Source organism: Streptomyces umbrinus (assembly GCF_030817415.1).
Classification (GTDB): Bacteria; Actinomycetota; Actinomycetes; order Streptomycetales; family Streptomycetaceae; genus Streptomyces; species Streptomyces umbrinus_A.
In genome coordinates this window covers 10,268,976-10,286,714 of record NZ_JAUSZI010000002.1, presented here as the reverse complement: position 1 = coordinate 10,286,714, position 17,739 = coordinate 10,268,976, and the positions used below count along the sequence as shown (strand labels likewise).

The following is a 17,739-nucleotide window of genomic DNA, read 5'->3' as shown; positions in this document are numbered from 1 at the left end:
GGGGCAGCATGAGTGCGTTCGGAGACGGTTACGGAGATCCGCCTCTGCACATACACTGGCGTCCCGCAGCACACCTGTTGACCAGCCAGAACGCGGCGGTTGAGCCGATCCTGTGAAGTGAGGAGCGACCCCTTGTTCTATTACGTTCTCAAGTACGTGATTCTGGGACCGCTGTTGCGGCTGGTCTTCCGCCCTCGGATCGAGGGGCTGGAGCACGTACCGGCGACGGGTGCGGCCATCGTCGCAGGCAATCACCTGTCGTTCTCGGACCACTTCCTGATGCCCGCGATCCTCAAGCGGCGCATCACGTTCCTCGCCAAGGCCGAGTACTTCACGGGCCCGGGCGTCAGAGGCCGGCTGACGGCGGCCTTCTTCCGCAGCGCCGGGCAGATCCCGGTGGACCGCTCCGGCAAGGACGCGGGGCAGGCGGCCATCCGCGAGGGCCTCGGCGTGCTGAGCAAGGACGAGCTGCTCGGCATCTACCCGGAGGGCACGCGCTCGCACGACGGCCGCCTCTACAAGGGCAAGGTCGGCGTCGCGGTGATGGCTCTCAGGGCCGGGGTCCCGGTCATCCCGTGCGCGATGATCGGCACCTTCGAGGCCCAGCCCCCGGGCCGCAAGATCCCCAAGATCCACCCCGTGTCGATCCGCTTCGGGGAGCCCCTCGAATTCTCCCGCTACGCCGGCATGGAGAACGAGAAGGCGATCCTGCGCGCCATCACCGACGAGATCATGTACGCGATCCTCACCCTCTCCGAGCAGGAGTACGTCGACCGGTACGCGGCCGTCGTCAAGGCGGAGGAGGCCGCCGAGAAGGCGGCACTGGCGAAGCGCAAGTTCCCCCGTATGCCGCTGAGGTGACCGTCACCGGACCGGCGTCCGCCGAGCCGGGACGATCTGCCCACAGCTAATGCACTGGGATCCCGGCGGCCGGGGCCCTACGGTCGCCCCATGGGACGAGCTGTGGTGATCGGAGCGACGGGACAGATCGGGCGGGTGGCCGTGGGGGCGCTCGCCACGGACGGCTGGGAGGTGACGGCCGTCTCACGCGGCGGCGGACGGGACGGGTCCTGGCCCGACGGGGTACGGACGGCCCGGGCGGACCGCACGGACGACTCCGCCCTGGCCGCCGCGGTCGGAGACGGCTGCGACGTACTGGTGGACATGGTGGCCTACGGGCCCGAGCACGTACGGCAGTTGACGAATCTGGCCGGTCGCGTCGGATCGGCCGTGGTGGTCTCAAGCCTGTCGGTGTACGAGGACGACAAGGGCCGCAACTTCGATACGCAGGAGCAGCCCGACGGGTTCCCGGAGTATCCGGTGCCCCTGTCGGAGAAGCAGCGGACCATCGCGCCCGGCGAAACCTCCTACAGCACCCGCAAGGCCGGTCTGGAGCGTGAACTCCTCGCCGTCGCCGACGAGTTGCCGACCACGCTGTTGCGCGCGGGAGCGATCCACGGGCCGCACTGCCGTACCCCGCGTGAGCTGTACTTCGTCAAACGCAACCTGGACGGCCGGCGTCGGCGTGTACTCGCGTACGGCGGGGAGAGCCGCTTCCATCCGGCGAGCGTCCACAACATCGCGGAGCTCGTCCGGCTGGCCGCGCGGAAGCCCGGCGCCCGGGTCCTGAACGCCGTCGATCCCGACGCGCCCACGGTGGCGGAGATCGCCGTCGCCGTCGACGCGGTGATGGGTGTCGAGACCGAGAGCGTCCTGGTCGACGGACCCGCGCCCGCCGAGACCGTGGGCGACACCCCGTGGTCCGTTCCGCACCCGGTGGTCTGCGACATGACGGCCGCCGAACGGGAGTTGGGGTACCGGGCGGTGGCGCGGTACGCGGAGACGCTGCCCGACACGGTCGCCTGGATCGAGCAGCAACTGGCGGGGCGGGACTGGCGGGAGGCGTACCCGAAGATGTTCCAGAACTACGGCGACCTCTTCGACTACGCGGCGGAGGACGCCTGGCTGCGGGCATGAACGAGGGGCGGTCGGAATCCCGGCCGCCCCTCATCCACGTGCTGCTACGGCTCTGCTACCGCTACGGCTTGGGCGTGGCGTGCGGGGTGCACGTCACGTCGGCCGAGTCGACCTTGCCGGTGAGCAGGTAGGTGTCCACCCGCTCGTTGATGCAGGGGTTGGTCAGACCGGTCACACCGTGCGAGCCCGCGTCCTTCTCGGTGATCAGGCGGGAGCCCTTGAACCGCTTGTGCAGCTCGACGCCACCTTCGTACGGAGTGGCGGCGTCACGCGTGGCCTGCACGATCAGGACGGGCGGCAGACCCTTGCCGGACTTCACGTTGACCGGGGTCTGCTGCTTGGCGGGCCAGGTCGCGCACGGCAGGTTCAGCCAGGCGTTGGCCCACGTCATGAACGGGTAGTTCTTGTGCAGCTCGGTGTTGTCGCGGTCCCACTTCTTCCAGCTGGTGGGCCACTTGGCGTCGGTGCACTCGACCGCCGTGTAGACGGCGTTGCCGTTCTCCGAGGCGATGTTGCCCGCGGTGTCCGACGGGTCGGGGGCCGCGGCGTCGACGAGTGCCTGGGTGTCACCAGCGACGTACTTGCTGAAGACGGTCGCGACCGGCACCCACGACGAGTCGTAGTACGGGGCGCTCTGGAAGAAGCCGATCAGCTCGGCCGGGCCGACGACCCCGCCGATGGGGTTCTTCTTGGCGGTGGCACGCAGCTTCAGCCACTGCTCCTGGACCTTGGCCCGGGTGTCGCCGAGGTGGAAGGCCGCGTCGTTCTTGGCGACCCAGTCCTGCCAGTCCTTCCAGCGCATCTCGAAGGCGACGTCCTGGTCGAGGTTGGCCTCGTACCAGATCTTCTCGCGCGACGGGTTGACGACACTGTCCGCGATCATGCGGCGGACGTGGGTCGGGTACATCGTGCCGTACACGGCGGCGATGTACGTGCCGTACGAGACGCCCAGGAAGTTGAGCTTCTTCTCGCCGAGCGCGGCCCGGATGACATCCAGGTCACGGACGGTGTTGGGGGTCGTCATCTGCGGCAGCATGTCGCCGCTGCGCTCGGCACAGCCGTCCGCGTACTCGGCTGCGAGCTTGCGCTGGGCGCGCTTGTCGGCCTCGGAGTCCGGCACCGGGTCCATCTTCGGGGCCTTCACGAACTCCTGCGGGTCGATGCAGGAGATGGGCGCCGAGTGACCGACGCCGCGCGGGTCGAAGCCCACGAAGTCGTACGCCTTCGATGCCTTCACCCACAGCGGGTTCTTGGTGGTGACCCGGAGCGGGAAGCGCAGTCCGGAGCCACCGGGGCCGCCCGGGTTGTAGACGAGTGCGCCCTGGCGCTCCGCCTTCGTACCCGTGTTGCCGATGCGGTCCACGGCGAGCTTGATCTTCTTGCCGTTGGGCTTCGCGTAGTCGAGCGGCACGGTGACCCAGCCGCACTGGACGGGCTTCGCGATTCCCCAGTCGGCCGGACAGTCCGTCCAGTCGATGCCTGCCTTGGCCGCGCGAGCGGCGGCGATCGCGGCGCCGCGCGTCTGGCTGTCCTGGCCGTGGCGGCTCTCCGCGCTGGCCGTCGGGGCCGCGACGGCGCCGGCTATCAGCGTCGCTGTGACGAGCGCTCCGGCCGAGCCGAACGCCGTCGCCCTTCTCAAACCCCTCAAGTGAGTCCTCCCCCTACTGTCTACTGTCGTTGTGGTCAGTAGGGGGATCCTTCCGGCTGTGAGGTCCCTGAGAACAGGGGTGAAGTGGCTTCTTTGCCAATCCGATAGCCGGAACATCACTGCCCGTTGAGCGGTGCGGTTTGTTTCAGGCGAGTGCGCCGAGCGCCTCGTCGAGGATGCGCCGCAGACGCAGCGCGTCGGGCGCGAGCGCGGTCACGAGAGCTCCGGGACCGGCGAGCGGAGTGAGCACGGCGTACTCCCCCAGCAACCGCGCCTCGACCGGCTTCCGGCCGAACTCCGGTCGTACGACGACGAGTTGCCCGAGCGCGCGATGCCCGGCGAGCACGGCGGGACCGTCCCATCCACCCGGCGCCCCGGGCCCGCAGGAGAGCTCCTGATCGAGCAGCGGACGCCCCTCGAGCCGCACGGTGAGCCGACTGGCAAGCCGCCCGGGCTCCTCGTTGGCCCGCCCGAGCACCTGCTCCTCGCGCAGCACCAGCCGCGCACCGGCAGCAAGGTCCACACCGGTGCTGACGCACAGCTCGCTCCCGTTGGCGGAGATCAACTGCTCGGGCAGCCAGCGCAGTTCACCGCCTTCGGCCACCGTGAGCCGTACGTCGTAGCGCGCCTCGCCCTTGGCCTGCCCGGGCAGCGCGATGGTGGCCGCGGCCGACCCGACGTGCAGCCGCGCACCGTCACCGACCTCGGCCTCGACGGTGAAGTGGTCGCCGCCCAGGGGTCCGCTCATCGCACCGACCAGCATGACCCGCGCCTCGGAACCACTGGCCCGCGTGCGGCGCAGGGCGAGCGGCCCCTGCCCCTCCAGCGTGGGCAGCGCGGTACCGCCCCGCCCGTCGGCCCGCGCCCCGATCCGCGCGAGGGCACGCACCCCGGAAGCCCCGGACACCGCAGGCATCCCGGCCTCTCCGGCCGTCATGCCGTCCACGCGGCGAGCTGCGCCCGCACCCAGGCGGCGACGTCCTTCACCCCGTCCTCGGCCCGCAACGACTGGAAAACCACCGGCAGTTCGGCCCGCTGCGCCTTGGCGTCGGCGGCCATCCGCCCGAGGTCGGAACCGACGTACGGAGCGAGGTCGGTCTTGTTGACGACAAGCAGGTCGGCGGTGGTGACCCCGGGCCCACCCTTCCGCGGAATGTCGTCCCCTCCGGCCACATCGATCACAAAAATCTGAGCGTCGACAAGCCCCCTGCTGAAGGTCGCGGTGAGGTTGTCACCCCCCGACTCGACAAGGACGAGATCCAGGGGCCCGACCTCGTCCTCCAGGTCCTCGACGGCTTCGAGATTCGCGGAGATGTCGTCCCGAATCGCCGTGTGCGGACAGGCTCCGGTTTCCACAGCCGTGATCCGTTCGGGCGGCAACACGGCCTCCCGCAACAGGAACTCGGCGTCCTCACGCGTATAGATGTCATTGGTGACAACCGCCAACGACAGCTCATCCCGCAGAACCCGACAGAGCGCTGCCACGGTGGCTGTCTTCCCGGACCCGACGGGACCCCCGAGCCCGATCCGCAGGGCCCGACGCCGCCCGTCCGGCCGGTGGGCGTCGGCGCTGACGGCGGAGGCACCATCGTGGGAGTGGTCAAGATGCATGGATACGGCTCCACTTCTTCAACTGGGTCACATCCAGCCCACCCAGCCCGTCCGGCGCTTGAGGACGAGGCCGTTCAGGCCGATGCGGGGGTCTGGGGGCGCAGCCCCCAGAAAGGGACGGGAATGGGTAGGGGCGGCGGGGGCGAAAAAAGCCCTAGGAGGCAAACAACCGCACAGCCCAAGCAGCATGCACCTCCGCACTGATCTCCAGCACCGGCGCGGAAGCCGCAGGCAACACCCCGACCCCGCCCTCCAACGCACACCGCGCCGCCGCACTCGCCTGCTCCGCCACCAGATCAAGCTCGGGCGCCAACCGAGCCAACACCCCGGTCGCATCGAACGGATCAAGGCTCAGCAACCGCACCGTCGCACTCGCCGGCCCACTGACACTCTCGTACAGAGCGCAGTACGCGGCATCCTCCGCCCCGAGCCCCGCGGCCCGGGCAGCCAGCCCGAGAACGACCGGCTGATGGGCGCCCTTGGGGAACACCCTTGCCAGCGCGTCGAGTTCGGCGGACGGCCACGTCGCCCGAGCGGCGCGCATCAACTGCCGCCCGAGCTTCCGGGCGGCGACCCGCAGGGCGAGGGACGGCGTACGCGCGTCCGCGGCACCGTCCAGTTCCACCGGATCGAGCCCGAGGGCGGCGGCCGCGGCGAGCGAGGCAGACACCAGCCCCGCCGTGTGCAACCGCCCCCGGCAGAACTCCGCCAGGCTCTCCGCACCAGTGATCCGCCCGGCCTTGACCGCGGCCTCGGCCCCACCGGAGTGGGCATGCCCCCCGGCGGGAAACCGGCCGTCGGCCAGCACAAGCAACGCAGCACGCGACATGACGAGCCTCAGAACGCAGAGTCGGAGTCGGAACCGGAATCGGACCCGGAGACGACCCCGGAAGGTCAGAACAAGAAATACCGCTGGGCCATGGGCAGTTCGGCAGCGGGCGTGGCCTCCACCAGCTCCCCGTCGATCGTGACGGCGAAACTGTCGGGATCGACCTGCACCCGCGGCCGCGCGTCGTTCTCCCGCATGTCCGCCTTGGTCACCCCGCGGGTCGACTCGATCGACACGAACCGCTTGCCGAGCCCGAGCCGCTCGGGCAGCCCGTCCTCGATCGCGATCGGTGCGACGAAGTTGAAGGAGTTGGAGGCGGGCGCCCGCCCGATCGCCCCGAACATCGGCCGGGGCAGGATCGGCTGCGGTGTGGGAATGGACGCGTTGGCGTCGCCCATCTGCGCGTACGCGATCTGCCCGCCCTTGACGACGAGATGCGGCTTGACGCCGAAGAACGCGGGCTCCCACAGCACGAGATCGGCGAGCTTCCCGGTCTCGACGGAGCCGACCTCGCGGGCGAGCCCCTGGGCGAGGGCCGGGTTGATTGTGTACTTGGCGACATAGCGACGTACACGATGGTTGTCCGCGCGTCCGTCCCCGGGCAGCGCGCCCCTCCGCCGCTTCATGACGTGGGCCGTCTGCCAGGTCCGCATGATGACCTCGCCCACGCGCCCCATGGCCTGTGCGTCGGAGGAGATGATCGAGATGGCGCCGAGGTCGTGCAGGATGTCCTCGGCCCCGATGGTGGTGGGCCGGATCCGGGACTCGGCGAAGGCGAGGTCCTCGGGCACGGCCGCGTTGAGGTGGTGGCAGACCATCAGCATGTCGAGGTGTTCCTCGGCGGTGTTGACGGTGTAGGGCCGGGTCGGGTTGGTCGAGCTGGGCAGCACGTGCGCCTCGGAGACCACGGTCATGATGTCCGGCGCGTGCCCGCCGCCGGCACCCTCCGTGTGGTACGCGTGGATGGTGCGCCCCGCGATCGCGGCGAGCGTGTCGGCCACGAACCCGGCCTCGTTGAGGGTGTCCGTGTGGATGGCGATCTGCGCGCCGGTCCGGTCAGCCACCGTGAGCGCCGCGTCGATGACGGCGGGCGTGGAGCCCCAGTCCTCGTGCAGCTTGAGTCCCAGCGCCCCGCCGCGCAGCTGGGAGAGCATCGCCTCCTGGGAGACGGTGTTGCCCTTGCCGAGGAGCCCGAAGTTGAGCGGGTACTCCTCCATCGCCTCCAGCATCCGGGCCAGGTGCCAGGGACCGGGCGTGACGGTGGTCGCCTTGGAGCCCTCGGCCGGACCGGTGCCGCCGCCGATGAGCGTCGTGATCCCGGAGGCCAGCGCCTCGTCGGCGATCTGCGGACAGATCAGATGCACATGGGCGTCGATCGCCCCCGCGGTCAGGATCCGCCCGTTGCCCGCGATGATCTCGGTCTCCGGGCCGATCACCAGGTCCGGGTGCACCCCGTCCATGGTGTCCGGGTTGCCCGCCTTGCCGATGCCGGTGATCCGGCCGTCGCGGATGCCCACGTCGGCCTTGATGATCCCCCAGTGGTCGATGATCACCGCACCCGTGATGACGGTGTCCGGGGTGCCGTCTGCGCGCGTAGCACGCGACTGGCCCATGGACTCGCGGATGACCTTGCCGCCGCCGAACACGGCCTCGTCACCGGCGCGTCCGGGACCGCCGGAACGATCCTCCTCGATCTCGATCAGCAGATCGGTGTCGGCGAGCCGGATGCGGTCGCCGGTGGTGGGGCCGAACAGGTCGGCGTACGCGGCACGCGAGATCTCAGGCATCGAGGGCACCTCCGGTCTCGCCGCGCAGGCCGGGCACGACACGGGCGCCGGTGAGCGGGACGAGTTCGACGTCGACGGGGATCCCGGGCTCGAAGCGCACGGCGGTGCCGGCGGCGACGTTGAGCCGCTTGCCGCGCGCGGCGGCGCGGTCGAAGTCCAGACCGGGGTTGGCCTCGGCGAAGTGGTAGTGGGAGCCGACCTGGACGGGCCGGTCGGCGGCGTTGAGGACGGTGAGCCGGGTGACTTCGAGGCCCTCGTTGAAGGCGACGGGTCCGTCGGCGAACAGGATCTCTCCGGGAATCATGGCTGCCGCTCCCCCCGTCAGACGATCGGGTCGTGGACGGTGACGAGCTTGGTGCCGTCCGGGAAGGTGGCCTCCACCTGGACGTCGTGGATCATCTCGGGGATGCCCTCCATGACGTCCTCGCGGGTGAGGATCTTGCGCCCGGAGGCCATCAGCTCGGCGACGGTACGCCCGTCCCGGGCCCCTTCGAGGATGTGCGAGGTGATCAGGGCGACGGCCTCGGGGTGGTTGAGCTTCAACCCCCGGGCCCGGCGCTTCTCGGCCACATCGGCGGCCACATGGATGAGCAGCCTCTCCTGCTCGTGCGGCGTCAGTTGCACGGCGTCCACCTCACAGTCCTCGCTCCGGACCGTGCGGGGTCCGGTTGCCGCAGCCACCACGAAGGATTCGGATGCAGTACGCGACTGCGGTACGCGGCCGGAATGCGCGACTCTGCGCGTCCCGGGCTGCGAAAACCCCTGGTGACGTGGTGGTGCAGGCTAGTTGCGCGGGATTTCAGGGACGTTAACCGCCGCGCGGGGATTGCGGACCACGAGCCGACCGGCGGACCTGATCGTCGGTGTGTGCCGCACGCTCGGACCGGTCGGCGTCAACGCGGCTGCTCCATGCTCATCAGCGCCCGCAGACCGTCCTGGATCACCTCGACCGGCGCCGAGCCGAAGAGCGCCTGCTGGGCGGCGAACCCCTGCGCGGTGGCGATCATCGTCCTGGCGACGTGGTCGGCGGGAATGTCCGCGCGCATCAACCCGGCTTCCTGATAGCCCTCGACGACCTTCACCCAGGCCGCGCGCACGGTGCTGAAGCCCGTGCGCAGCACCTGTGACAGCTCGCTGTCACGGAGTGTCTCCGTCCAGACCTGGATCATCAGCCGGGGGAAGGAGGCATCCCCGTCCCACGCCAGCCCGTGCTTCGCCTCGCCGCCCCCGAGGCCGAGCACCTGGGTCATGACCCGGCCCACGAGTACGTCGGGCGGCGGGGGCGGAGTCTGCCGGGCTGCTTCTTCGAAGGCCTCGCGAATACCGCCGAGGACCTCGGTGACGATGGCCGCGATCAGCTCGTCCTTGCCGCTGAAGTAGCGGTAGACCGCGCCCGCCGAGAGGTCCACCTCCTTCAGCACGTCCTGCATCGACGTGGCATGGAACCCGTTACGGGCGAAGCGGCGGGCCGCGCCGTCGAGGATCTGGCGGCGACGGGCGTCGAGGTGTGCCTGGGATACACGAGCCATGACTGAAAGCTAAAACGAACATTCCTTCTTGACAAGTCACGGCACCCGCAGGACAGTGACGGAACGAGCAAAACGAACGATCCTTCTTTTTAGTGACTGCCGGCCCCCCATCGCCATCCACATCAAGGGAAGAGACCATGTCCGCCAAATCCGCTACGTACACCGGGACCGCGCCACCACGCTCACCGCAGCCGTCACGGTCGCCGCAGCAGTCGGCCTCGTCGTCGCACCGCCGCCATGTCGTCGCCGTCGTGGTACTGGTGCCCGTGCTGGTGGCTCTGGCCCTGTGGGCCTTCGCCTGGCCCGCGGCCCGTACCGCGCCGCGCGATCTGCCGCTCGGCGTGGCGGGCCCGGCGACAGCGGCCGCCCAGGTCGAGAAGCAGCTCACAGAACACGAGGGCGCCTTCGAGATCCACCGCTACGCCGACGAGGCCGCCGCCCGGGACGCCATCGAGGACCGGACCGTATACGGCGCGGCGGTCGTCACCGAGCAGGGGCCGAAGCTGCTGACCGCCTCGGCCGCGAGCCCGTTCGTGGCTCAGCTGCTCCAGCAGTCGGTGACCCAGCAGGCGGGCGGCGCACAGGTGCGTACCGTCGACGTCGTACCGGCCGCCGAGGACGACCCACGCGGCTCGGCCCTGACGTCGAGCGTGCTGCCGCTGACGCTGGCGGGCATCGCCGCGGGAGCCGTCGTGACCCTGCTCGGGCTGCGCGGGCGGCGCGCGATCGCCGCCCTGGTCGGCGCGTCCGCACTCGTCGGCCTGGTGGCGGCAGCGCTCGCCGGCAGCTGGCTCGGCGCGCTCACCGGGAACTGGTGGGCCCAGGCGGGCGCCCTGGGCCTGGCCACACTGGCGGTCGGCGCCGCCGTCGCGGGACTTGCGGCCCTGCTGGGCACTCCGGGCATCGGACTGGGCGCGTTCGTGGTGATGATGCTCGGCAACCCGTTCTCCGGCGCCGCCACGGCACCCGAGATGCTGCCCGACCCGGTCGGGACGATCGGTCAGTGGCTGCCGCCGGGCGCCGGCGTCTCACTGCTCCGCTCGATCTCCTTCTTCGACGGAGCCGCCGCATCCGCCCCGGCCCTCACCCTGACCTGGTGGGCCGCCCTGGGACTCGGCACAGTCCTCCTCGGCAGCGCACTCAAGCGTCGCAGGGAGACCAACGAGTCAGCCCCCTCAGTGCGTGAGCCCGCCCCGGCGAACTGACCCACAGAGCCGACCGTGCACCCCTGAAGTAGCGGACAGGGGTGCACGGTCATACGCGTTCAAGGGGTACGCGACCTCGCGCGCCGACTTGTTCAGGCTTGCGCATGCGACTCACCTCGACGACCACCCACCCAGGGGCGCGGGGAACTGCGCGATCAACCCCCACCCACCCGCACCCGGCAACAATCCGCAACACCCACCCCAACCCGCCCTAGGACGCCCCCGGCGCCCGATGCTCCGCCGCAATCCCGAACCGCTGCCGTTCGCGAGGAGCGGAACCCACCTCCCGAACACTCGACACCGCACTGACCACCGGCGACTCCACCCCCGCCTCGATCGCCGCATCGAGTTTCTCAAGTCGCTCCAGGTCAGCCGCGGACACAAGAGCGACAAGCGGCTTCCCGTGCCGCGTCACGACGACGCGCTCCCCGCCGTACACCACCCGGTTGATCAGGTCGGCGAGCTCAGCCCTGGCTTGCGTCACCGGAATCTCGTAGGCCATGCTCCCCAGTTTACGGCGCGTCTATCTGGTTCACCGTGGTCTGTGACGACATCAAAGTTCCAGGTCAGGGGCTCTCACGTGCTCCCGTGCGCTCTCGTCTGTGAGAAATGTGTGAGACGAGGTGAGACGAAGAGCTATCTGGTCGCACTGAATCCTGGCAGGTCTCCGGTGCGGCGGGACGCCCCGCTCCGAGGGGCCCTGCGCAGAACTCCGGCCGGGCGGGTGCTTGCCCGTCGACGCACCGGAGGCTGGGCGGATCTCCGCCCAGCCTCCGTATCGGCAAGCCGTGGTGGGCCTCATGCGCGCGGCCTGATCCCGGCCGTTTGCCTCGCCCATCGGCTCGGGGGTAGAGCCGGGTGATCGTCACAGCGCTGGCGACCTCGGGGTACCTGCGCAGGCGGCCTTGGTGCGCCGCCGGGAGGACGGGCGGGCATGGGCAGGGCCACCCGCCCGAGCGCGACGGACAGCATGGTCTTGCCGACCCCGGGTGGATAGCGCAAATGACTGGTGGTACCTCGCATGCGATCTCCCTATGACCAGGCAAACGCCGCGACCACCACCTGTGCACTATTGATCAGCCCGGCTCGGCGGAGAGGACGCTTACCGGGTCCGGCTGGTCAACGCCCTGCTCGGCATGGTGCAGAGGGAGGCGGCGCTCGCCGACGGTGTCGTCCTGGACGACGACGCCCGCCACGCGTCGTGGGAGGCACAGCTGAAGGTCGCAGGTGCCGGGCAGGACGACCCGGTCAAGCGTGTCGAGTTCATCCGCTGGCAGGCCCTGCGGGCCGCCACGCCGCTCAGGTTGATGGCCCAGCACCATGCGACCGGGCCGATCCCGCTGGCTGCCGCGCACGCGGCGAGTGGCCTGCACCTGCTGCTCGGCGTGATCGCCGCGAGTCAGGACGCCGTCGCCCAGGGCGACGTGGACACCTTGGCCGCGCAGGCCGAACAGCTGGAGGCGGCCCGGGAGGCGCTGGAGACTGCGATCGGCAACACCGACATCCTGCTGAACATGCTCAAGTCGGTCGGCCTGTAGGAGGCGCTGGTGGCGGGGATGCCGACTCCCGGGAACGTGCGGCGGGTGCGGGCGAAGCAGATGGAGGAGGCCGCGGCGAGGAAGGCGCTGAAGGCCCAGCGGCGTGAGGAGAACGAGTGGAACCGGCTGGCCAAGGAAGCGCGCCGAGGTGACTCATCGGTACACGAACGAGACTCGACGGGGACATCGATAAGACGCCGACTGATGCCGGTGTACCTCTTGGAGTTCTGCGCACGTCCTCACGGTGTCTCGCGCATGCCCCGACAGTGCCGCACTGGCGTCGCACACAGAGCCTTCGAAGGACTCACCTGTGCAGGGATGCCGGGTGGCGTCTCCCAGGAGACACGACCGGGGCTCCACAGGGACGCCGTTCGTACTTCGCTGCGCCTCTTCTGGAAGGGCCAGGCTGGTGCTTCCGCCGGAGGAGCGGCTGGTGGCGCGGGCCGCGAGTATCGAGGCGAAGTGGGTCATGCAACCCCGCGGAGGTCTCGGCCGATGAGGTCAAGGCCGCGCAGCGGGCCGCGATGACTCGCATCGAGGTGGTGGAGGCCGTCCCGACAGCCCTGCGGCGCCGGTACTTGAGCAGCGGCTCAGGCTGACGCTGCCCGGGTTCCGAGCTCCCGGATTCCGTCTCTGCTGGTCAGCGCGCCATCTGCTCATGTAGACCGTCGAGTGCTCATCTACTGCTGAGATACGGACTCGTTTACTGAAGTAGATCGGACCCCTACAGGTCAGAACGAGCCGGGCTCGATGATCTCCTCGCCCTCGTCGTGAGGGGGCTCAAAGCGGGCGTAGAAGTCCTCCAGCGCCGACTCCGAGACGGTCAGCGCGTTGGCGTCCTGGCGTCGGGGTCGTCGGCGGGGGGGGCGCGAAGCTGCAGTGCCCGGTGGGGCCTGCCGGTGTTGTAGTGCGCGGCGTACTCGGTGAGCACGTGCCGGGCGTGCTGCTCGTTGTAGAGGGGTATCCGGGAAATTTCTCTGCCTGGGTCCTCAGACCTGTCGGTGCTCAGCCTTGCCGAGCGCCGACAGCACGCGAGTCGGATCGTCGATCAGATCGAACAGGCCGCTGGTCCGTCGCGCCCACTGCTCTGGATCCTCTCCCTCCGCGAACGCGGCAGCCGACGCGAACTGGTCCTGAAGGTTGACCGGCAGACTGCCGACCAGAGACGCACCGAGCTCTCGGCCCAGGACGGCTCGCGACCAAGGCGGCTGCATGCGGCGGGCCGGCTTGCCGGTCGCCGGGACGGCGATGCCGCTCACGCCCTCGAGAGCCGCGACGGCCTCTCTCACCCAGTCGGCGTCCCAGGCATCCGGGAGCGGAACTGGGACCTGCTGAACGCCGGCGATCACTTCCCGCCCCAGCGCCAGGGAGAGCCCGCCGGGGTCCTCGTGGTAGTTCAGGTAGCGGGCGACGTCGACGCCTGGAGGGCAGACCTTGTCGAGGACGACGTCGCCGACGAAGTCGCTGGGATCGATGAGCCAGCCCTCGCGAACCACGACGGACGGATTCAGATGGACTCGGTACAGGTAGAACTGGTTGCCCCGGTCGGCCTGGTCGCGGATCTGCCTGAGCATGTTGTGGACCGCGGCCTCGTACGTGCCGATGTGGAGCGCCTTTGCCCGCTGGCGTGCGGCCCAAGCGGCGACATGCTCACCGCCGCCCATCATCATGCGGGTCTCGGGCGTGAGGACGGCGGCCGGATCGAAGATGCACGTCGGCCAGTCCGGCTGCGTGCTCGTGTGGTACCAGAAGAACCGCGCTACCCGGTCGTCGTCGAGCGCCGGGTCATCGGGGTCGACCGTCACCCGGGGCGAGTCCTCGTGCTCGCAGGTCATGCCACAGCCGGGGCAGGTCTCCTCCCCCTGCTCCCACCGGTCGATCCAGTCCAGATCGACGCGCCACTGGTGGCCGCACGCCCCGCACAGCATGCGCCGGTCGCGCGAGAAGTCGATCCGCCGTTCCATGGAACCATTCTCCGCGTGAAATAGGTCCGAGGCAGGAAAACACCATCGCGAGTTCGGCACGCGACACACACGACTGTGCGCATCAGTGATGCCTCCGCCAACTTGAAGTCGCAGGTCAAATTGCTTGTGTGACCGATCCTCGGGGTACTCGCGCTGGTCACGGGCGACTGTCTGTGGAGAAGATCGTCCGTCAGCGCGGTCGGAGCCAGAGTCGAAAGGCGGTCGACGGGATTATCTCGTGCAGGGGATCATGCGTAGGTGTCGCCGATCGAAGCCGCAACCGATGACCTGCAAGATCTCGCTGTTCTCTGGAGTATCGGCGAGGCCCATGCTCACGATGTCGTCGAGGCTGGCTGCGCTGCACTCGTTGCCGGACTAGACAGCCCGGCACTGCGCGTTCTCGCCGGATACACACGTGCCGAGGCGGAGTACGACGTTCCCGACCTGCTTCCCGTCGTACTCGACGAGCTGGACCTTGTGTTCTACCCGCGCGACAGCGAGGCCGGGCAGGACGCTGCCGTGCGGGCGCTCGCGCGCCAGATGCTGGCGGGCCGGCTGACGCCGCAAGAGCTTGCTCTGCGCATCCACCAGTGGTTCGGCCACCAGCTACCCCTCGCCGAGCGCCTTGCTGAGCTTGATGACGAGTACGACATCGTCGAGTACGGGAACAGGACGTTGGCCCAGCTCGATGCCGAGGTCACAGCCGAAGCTCAGCGTCTGGCGCATGGTCGGCCCGGCCGGAACCGACATTCGTAGCGATCGAGCCCTGAGTAAGCGGTGTCAACAAGAGCAGGGCGAGACAGCTCTTCCGCGTCCGGGACCGGCTACATGAAGGGAGAATCGTTGCATGCCGGAACTCTCGCCTTCAGGCGACTCGGACGCCAGGACGTCCGCTCTCGACACCAGCGTCATCCCGCTCGGTGAGCGCGCCCTGCGGGGCGTTCTCAACCACGTGGTCGCTGTCGGCGACGAGGCCGAGGCGACCTACCTCGAGGTCAAGAGCCCTCTCGACATGAACAGCAAGGCGACCACGGCCAAGATCGCGAAGTTCCTCCTGGGCGCAGCGAACCGGCGTCCGGGCGAAGCGGCCCGACACTTCCACGGCTACGCGGTCCTGGTCATCGGCGCACAGAAGAACAGCGCTCCCGGAGTACCGCGCGGAACCGAGGCCCACGAACTCGAGGACCGGCTCCGCCCCTACCTCGGGCCCCAGTTCCCGGCCTTCGAGTTCGGCCGGATCGGCATCGACTCCGACCACGAGGTCCTGTTCGTCATCGCCCAGCCGCCGGAGGATGGCCAGACGATCTTCCCGTGTCACAAGAGCTATCAGGGCGACGACCGCCGCGACAACATCGAGGACGGCGCGATCTACGTGCGAGGCACCAGCAACACGCGGCCCGCACGCTCCGGAGAAGTCCTCGCCCTCGTCGAGCGCGTCCGCCGGGGCGGGAAGCCACCGATCGACCTCGAGGTGCAACTGCTCGGCCCGATCTGCAGGGTCGACCACGTGGACGAGATCCTGGAAGGCCTGCGCGGCTACGAAGAAGAGCAGTTCACCAAGCAGCCGACACCGGCTGAAGACACCTTCGCCTCGACGTCGTTCAAATTGGCTTCGAACGTCTTCGGCAGCCCGAAGCGGCTGTCGACGGAGGACCGGGAGCAGGCCCTCGCCGCATGGCAGAGCAAGAAGGCCGCGCACATCGCGAAGGCTCGGGAGCACTTCCTGGGCGTCGGGATGCCGGGTGCCGGCGTCCAGGTGGTCAGCCGCGATCGTTTCGTGGCCAAGCCGCACCTGGTTCTGACGTTCCATCACTGCGAGCTGCTGGATTACCTCGAGCCGGACGACGCCGACGTCGAGCAGACCGTCGAACCAGTGCTGCGGCCGCACGATCCGTTCCTGCCGAGCTTCGACTACTCGGCTCTGCGACCCCTCCCACGGGGGTATCCCGTGACCTGGAGCAACCACGGCGAGGACGCTGAAGTTGTGCTCACTCCGGAGTCGTTCCGCCCGAACGTACCCTGGACGAGCGACCGAGACGACTACGTGATCATCGCGAGGGATCCCCAGGCCAGTTCGGTGGAGGTCTCGTGGGAACTCACCGAGGACGGCAACGACGTCGTGACCAGTGGTGAGCTCCGGGTACCCACCGAGCCCCTCATCGACGCGGCCGACCTGTTCAAGTCGGTCTTCCTCGGCAAGGACTAGCAAGCTCCCAGGAACCGCCGCCCGGCCTCAGAAGACTGGCGCGGCAGATGAGGCCGCGAACTCCCTGGATGACCCCTCGCTCGCTGGAGCGATGTCGCCGGGGTTTGTTCTTTCAAGGGCCTGCCCGGGTGTCCGTGTCCCGGACCTGAACGAGATCAGCGGGAGCGTCGCGACGTGCTGGGCGTTGCGGGTCGCCGCGACGACGAGCGGCACACAGCCCAGCGGAAGGAGGCTGTCGGCACTGCTGGAGATGGACCGGCCGAAGAGCCGCCTGATCTGGCTCCGCAACCCCAGCGCCATCGGGCTCCTCCGGGGCCTGGCCACCGACACCACCCCGCTCACCCACGACGGGCTGCACCAGGAAACGCCCTGGCGAACCGCCGCTCACCTGCGTGATCTGCTGATGGACAGCGGCGTCCTGCCACGCGTCGACCGGCAGCTCATGCTCTATCAGCGTGGGCTGACCGAACGGCTCGCCGTCATCGAGGACCCCGAACACTGCCGGCGTTTACAGCACTTCGTCAGCGGCGGTCTCCGGCGTTCTGGTCCGTGTGATGCAGGAGTGGGCGCAGACCGCGGAACCAGAGCTCCCCGAGGACGGTTCGCTAGAACTGCCCTGGGACTACAGGCATCGCCCGGACCGTCGGCAGCTATCTGGTGGCCACGACCTCCGGACCGCCCGGCGACCTGATCCCCCTCCTGGAGGCATTCCGCACGGTAGCGGCCGCCATGCCCAGCACGGAGTAGCTACGGCCGGGGCCGTACCGGATGCACTCGCCGCCACAGTCAGGGGTACTGGGAACGCCCCATGAGCACGTGACGCAGTGGGCTGTCGGGAGTGGCGGGCCATGCGCAGCAGCTCGCGCACCACTTCGGCTTAGTCTCAGCACCAGCTGGGCGCGGCTCGAACGGTAGTGCCAGATAGGCCGGTTATCTTCGGGCGACTGAGCCGGCCTGACGCCCGTGAGCTGTTCGCCCCACCAGAGGATCCTGGGGTCGACCGCGAGGCGTTGCGGGTGGCCGTTCAGGAGCGATTCGACGGACTGGCGGCCGACGGCATTCTCAGCTTCGAGAAGGTCCGTGAGCAGTCGGCCCGACTTCGTGGCCGACTCAACGAGATCGACAGTCTGCTCGCACCTCAGCCGTCGAACCCTGGCCTTGAAGTGGTGGAGGCTCCAGACGTGGCCGCAGCCTGGAAGGCGCTGGACATCGAGCTCAAGCGGATCAGCCTGCACGTGCTGATGACGGTGACGATCCTGCCGTCTCGGAGTGGCGCCAAGGGCTTCGACTCGTCACTGATTCACATCGACTGGCATTCGTGGTTCCATTGATAGGGCCTTGATAGACTAGTCGAATCGTGTAGAGTGACGTTCATGCCAACACTCTGAACGGATATGAATGCCGTATCGAAAGGCTCTGGCACACAGATGATGATGAGGCCCCGA

General features: G+C 69.0%; 17 protein-coding genes and 1 pseudogene. 7 read left to right on the top strand and 11 right to left on the bottom strand.

What is annotated here, in order from left to right; all coding sequences use genetic code 11:
* Nucleotides 1-132: 132 nt before the first annotated feature.
* Nucleotides 133-861 carry a lysophospholipid acyltransferase family protein gene (locus QF035_RS45595; RefSeq protein ID WP_307527816.1) on the top strand — a complete coding sequence of 243 codons (729 nt, stop codon included), beginning with the start codon at nt 133-135 and terminating at the stop codon, nt 859-861.
* A 90-nt stretch (nt 862-951) separates the two neighbouring features.
* Nucleotides 952-1,977 carry an NAD-dependent epimerase/dehydratase family protein gene (locus QF035_RS45590; protein ID WP_307527814.1) on the top strand — a complete coding sequence of 342 codons (1,026 nt, stop codon included), beginning with the start codon at nt 952-954 and terminating at the stop codon, nt 1,975-1,977.
* Between the two features lie 61 nt (nt 1,978-2,038).
* Here QF035_RS45590 and QF035_RS45585 read toward each other — a convergent pair whose 3' ends face one another.
* From QF035_RS45585 to QF035_RS45550, 8 genes are all read right to left on the bottom strand, one after another.
* Nucleotides 2,039-3,625 carry an alpha/beta hydrolase gene (locus QF035_RS45585; RefSeq protein ID WP_307527812.1) on the bottom strand — a complete coding sequence of 529 codons (1,587 nt, stop codon included), beginning with the start codon at nt 3,623-3,625 and terminating at the stop codon, nt 2,039-2,041.
* A 145-nt stretch (nt 3,626-3,770) separates the two neighbouring features.
* Entirely contained in the window at nt 3,771-4,562 is a 792-nt protein-coding gene (locus tag QF035_RS45580) for an urease accessory protein UreD (RefSeq protein WP_307527810.1), read from the bottom strand.
* Complete coding sequence (gene ureG / locus QF035_RS45575; protein WP_307527808.1) at nt 4,559-5,236, bottom strand: urease accessory protein UreG; 678 nt, start codon at nt 5,234-5,236, stop codon at nt 4,559-4,561. The genes QF035_RS45580 and ureG overlap by 4 nt, the downstream gene beginning before the upstream one ends.
* Before the next feature lie 154 nt (nt 5,237-5,390).
* On the bottom strand, nt 5,391-6,065 hold the full coding sequence (locus QF035_RS45570; RefSeq protein ID WP_307527807.1) for an urease accessory protein UreF: 675 nt from the start codon (nt 6,063-6,065) through the stop codon (nt 5,391-5,393).
* A 65-nt stretch (nt 6,066-6,130) separates the two neighbouring features.
* A complete protein-coding gene (locus QF035_RS45565; protein ID WP_307527805.1) occupies nt 6,131-7,852 on the bottom strand; it encodes an urease subunit alpha in 1,722 nt (573 codons plus the stop codon).
* Nucleotides 7,845-8,156 carry an urease subunit beta gene (locus tag QF035_RS45560; protein WP_143642976.1) on the bottom strand — a complete coding sequence of 104 codons (312 nt, stop codon included), beginning with the start codon at nt 8,154-8,156 and terminating at the stop codon, nt 7,845-7,847. Before QF035_RS45560 ends, QF035_RS45565 begins: the two co-directional genes overlap by 8 nt.
* A 17-nt stretch (nt 8,157-8,173) precedes the next feature.
* Entirely contained in the window at nt 8,174-8,476 is a 303-nt protein-coding gene (locus QF035_RS45555; RefSeq protein WP_055614092.1) for an urease subunit gamma, read from the bottom strand.
* A gap of 269 nt (nt 8,477-8,745) precedes the next feature.
* Nucleotides 8,746-9,381 (bottom strand): TetR/AcrR family transcriptional regulator, encoded by a 636-nt coding sequence (locus QF035_RS45550; RefSeq protein WP_307527802.1) that lies wholly within the window; start codon nt 9,379-9,381, stop codon nt 8,746-8,748.
* A 137-nt stretch (nt 9,382-9,518) separates the two neighbouring features.
* On the opposite strand from QF035_RS45550, the gene QF035_RS45545 reads away from it, so the two are divergent.
* Nucleotides 9,519-10,586 (top strand): ABC transporter permease, encoded by a 1,068-nt coding sequence (locus QF035_RS45545; protein ID WP_307527801.1) that lies wholly within the window; start codon nt 9,519-9,521, stop codon nt 10,584-10,586.
* A 211-nt stretch (nt 10,587-10,797) separates the two neighbouring features.
* On the opposite strand, the gene QF035_RS45540 is transcribed toward QF035_RS45545, so the two are convergent.
* On the bottom strand, nt 10,798-11,088 hold the full coding sequence (locus QF035_RS45540; RefSeq protein WP_307527799.1) for a type II toxin-antitoxin system Phd/YefM family antitoxin: 291 nt from the start codon (nt 11,086-11,088) through the stop codon (nt 10,798-10,800).
* A gap of 589 nt (nt 11,089-11,677) precedes the next feature.
* Between QF035_RS45540 and QF035_RS45535 the strand changes: the two are divergent.
* Nucleotides 11,678-12,124 (top strand): annotated as a pseudogene (locus tag QF035_RS45535) (DUF6245 family protein); the annotation flags it as partial.
* Between the two features lie 823 nt (nt 12,125-12,947).
* Here the strand turns inward: QF035_RS45535 and QF035_RS45530 are convergent.
* Nucleotides 12,948-13,088, bottom strand: a complete 141-nt coding sequence (locus QF035_RS45530; protein ID WP_307531863.1) for an integrase core domain-containing protein — start codon at nt 13,086-13,088, stop codon at nt 12,948-12,950.
* 25 nt (nt 13,089-13,113) lie between these two features.
* Complete coding sequence (locus QF035_RS45525; RefSeq protein WP_307527797.1) at nt 13,114-14,088, bottom strand: hypothetical protein; 975 nt, start codon at nt 14,086-14,088, stop codon at nt 13,114-13,116.
* Between the two features lie 258 nt (nt 14,089-14,346).
* On the opposite strand from QF035_RS45525, the gene QF035_RS45520 reads away from it, so the two are divergent.
* From QF035_RS45520 to QF035_RS45510, 3 genes are all read left to right on the top strand, one after another.
* Complete coding sequence (locus tag QF035_RS45520) at nt 14,347-14,844, top strand: hypothetical protein (RefSeq protein WP_307527795.1); 498 nt, start codon at nt 14,347-14,349, stop codon at nt 14,842-14,844.
* Between the two features lie 91 nt (nt 14,845-14,935).
* On the top strand, nt 14,936-16,294 hold the full coding sequence (locus tag QF035_RS45515) for a hypothetical protein (protein ID WP_307527793.1): 1,359 nt from the start codon (nt 14,936-14,938) through the stop codon (nt 16,292-16,294).
* Nucleotides 16,295-17,310: 1,016 nt separating this feature from the next.
* Nucleotides 17,311-17,625, top strand: coding sequence for a hypothetical protein (locus QF035_RS45510; RefSeq protein ID WP_307527791.1), 315 nt, complete (start codon nt 17,311-17,313; stop codon nt 17,623-17,625).
* Nucleotides 17,626-17,739: the final 114 nt, after the last annotated feature.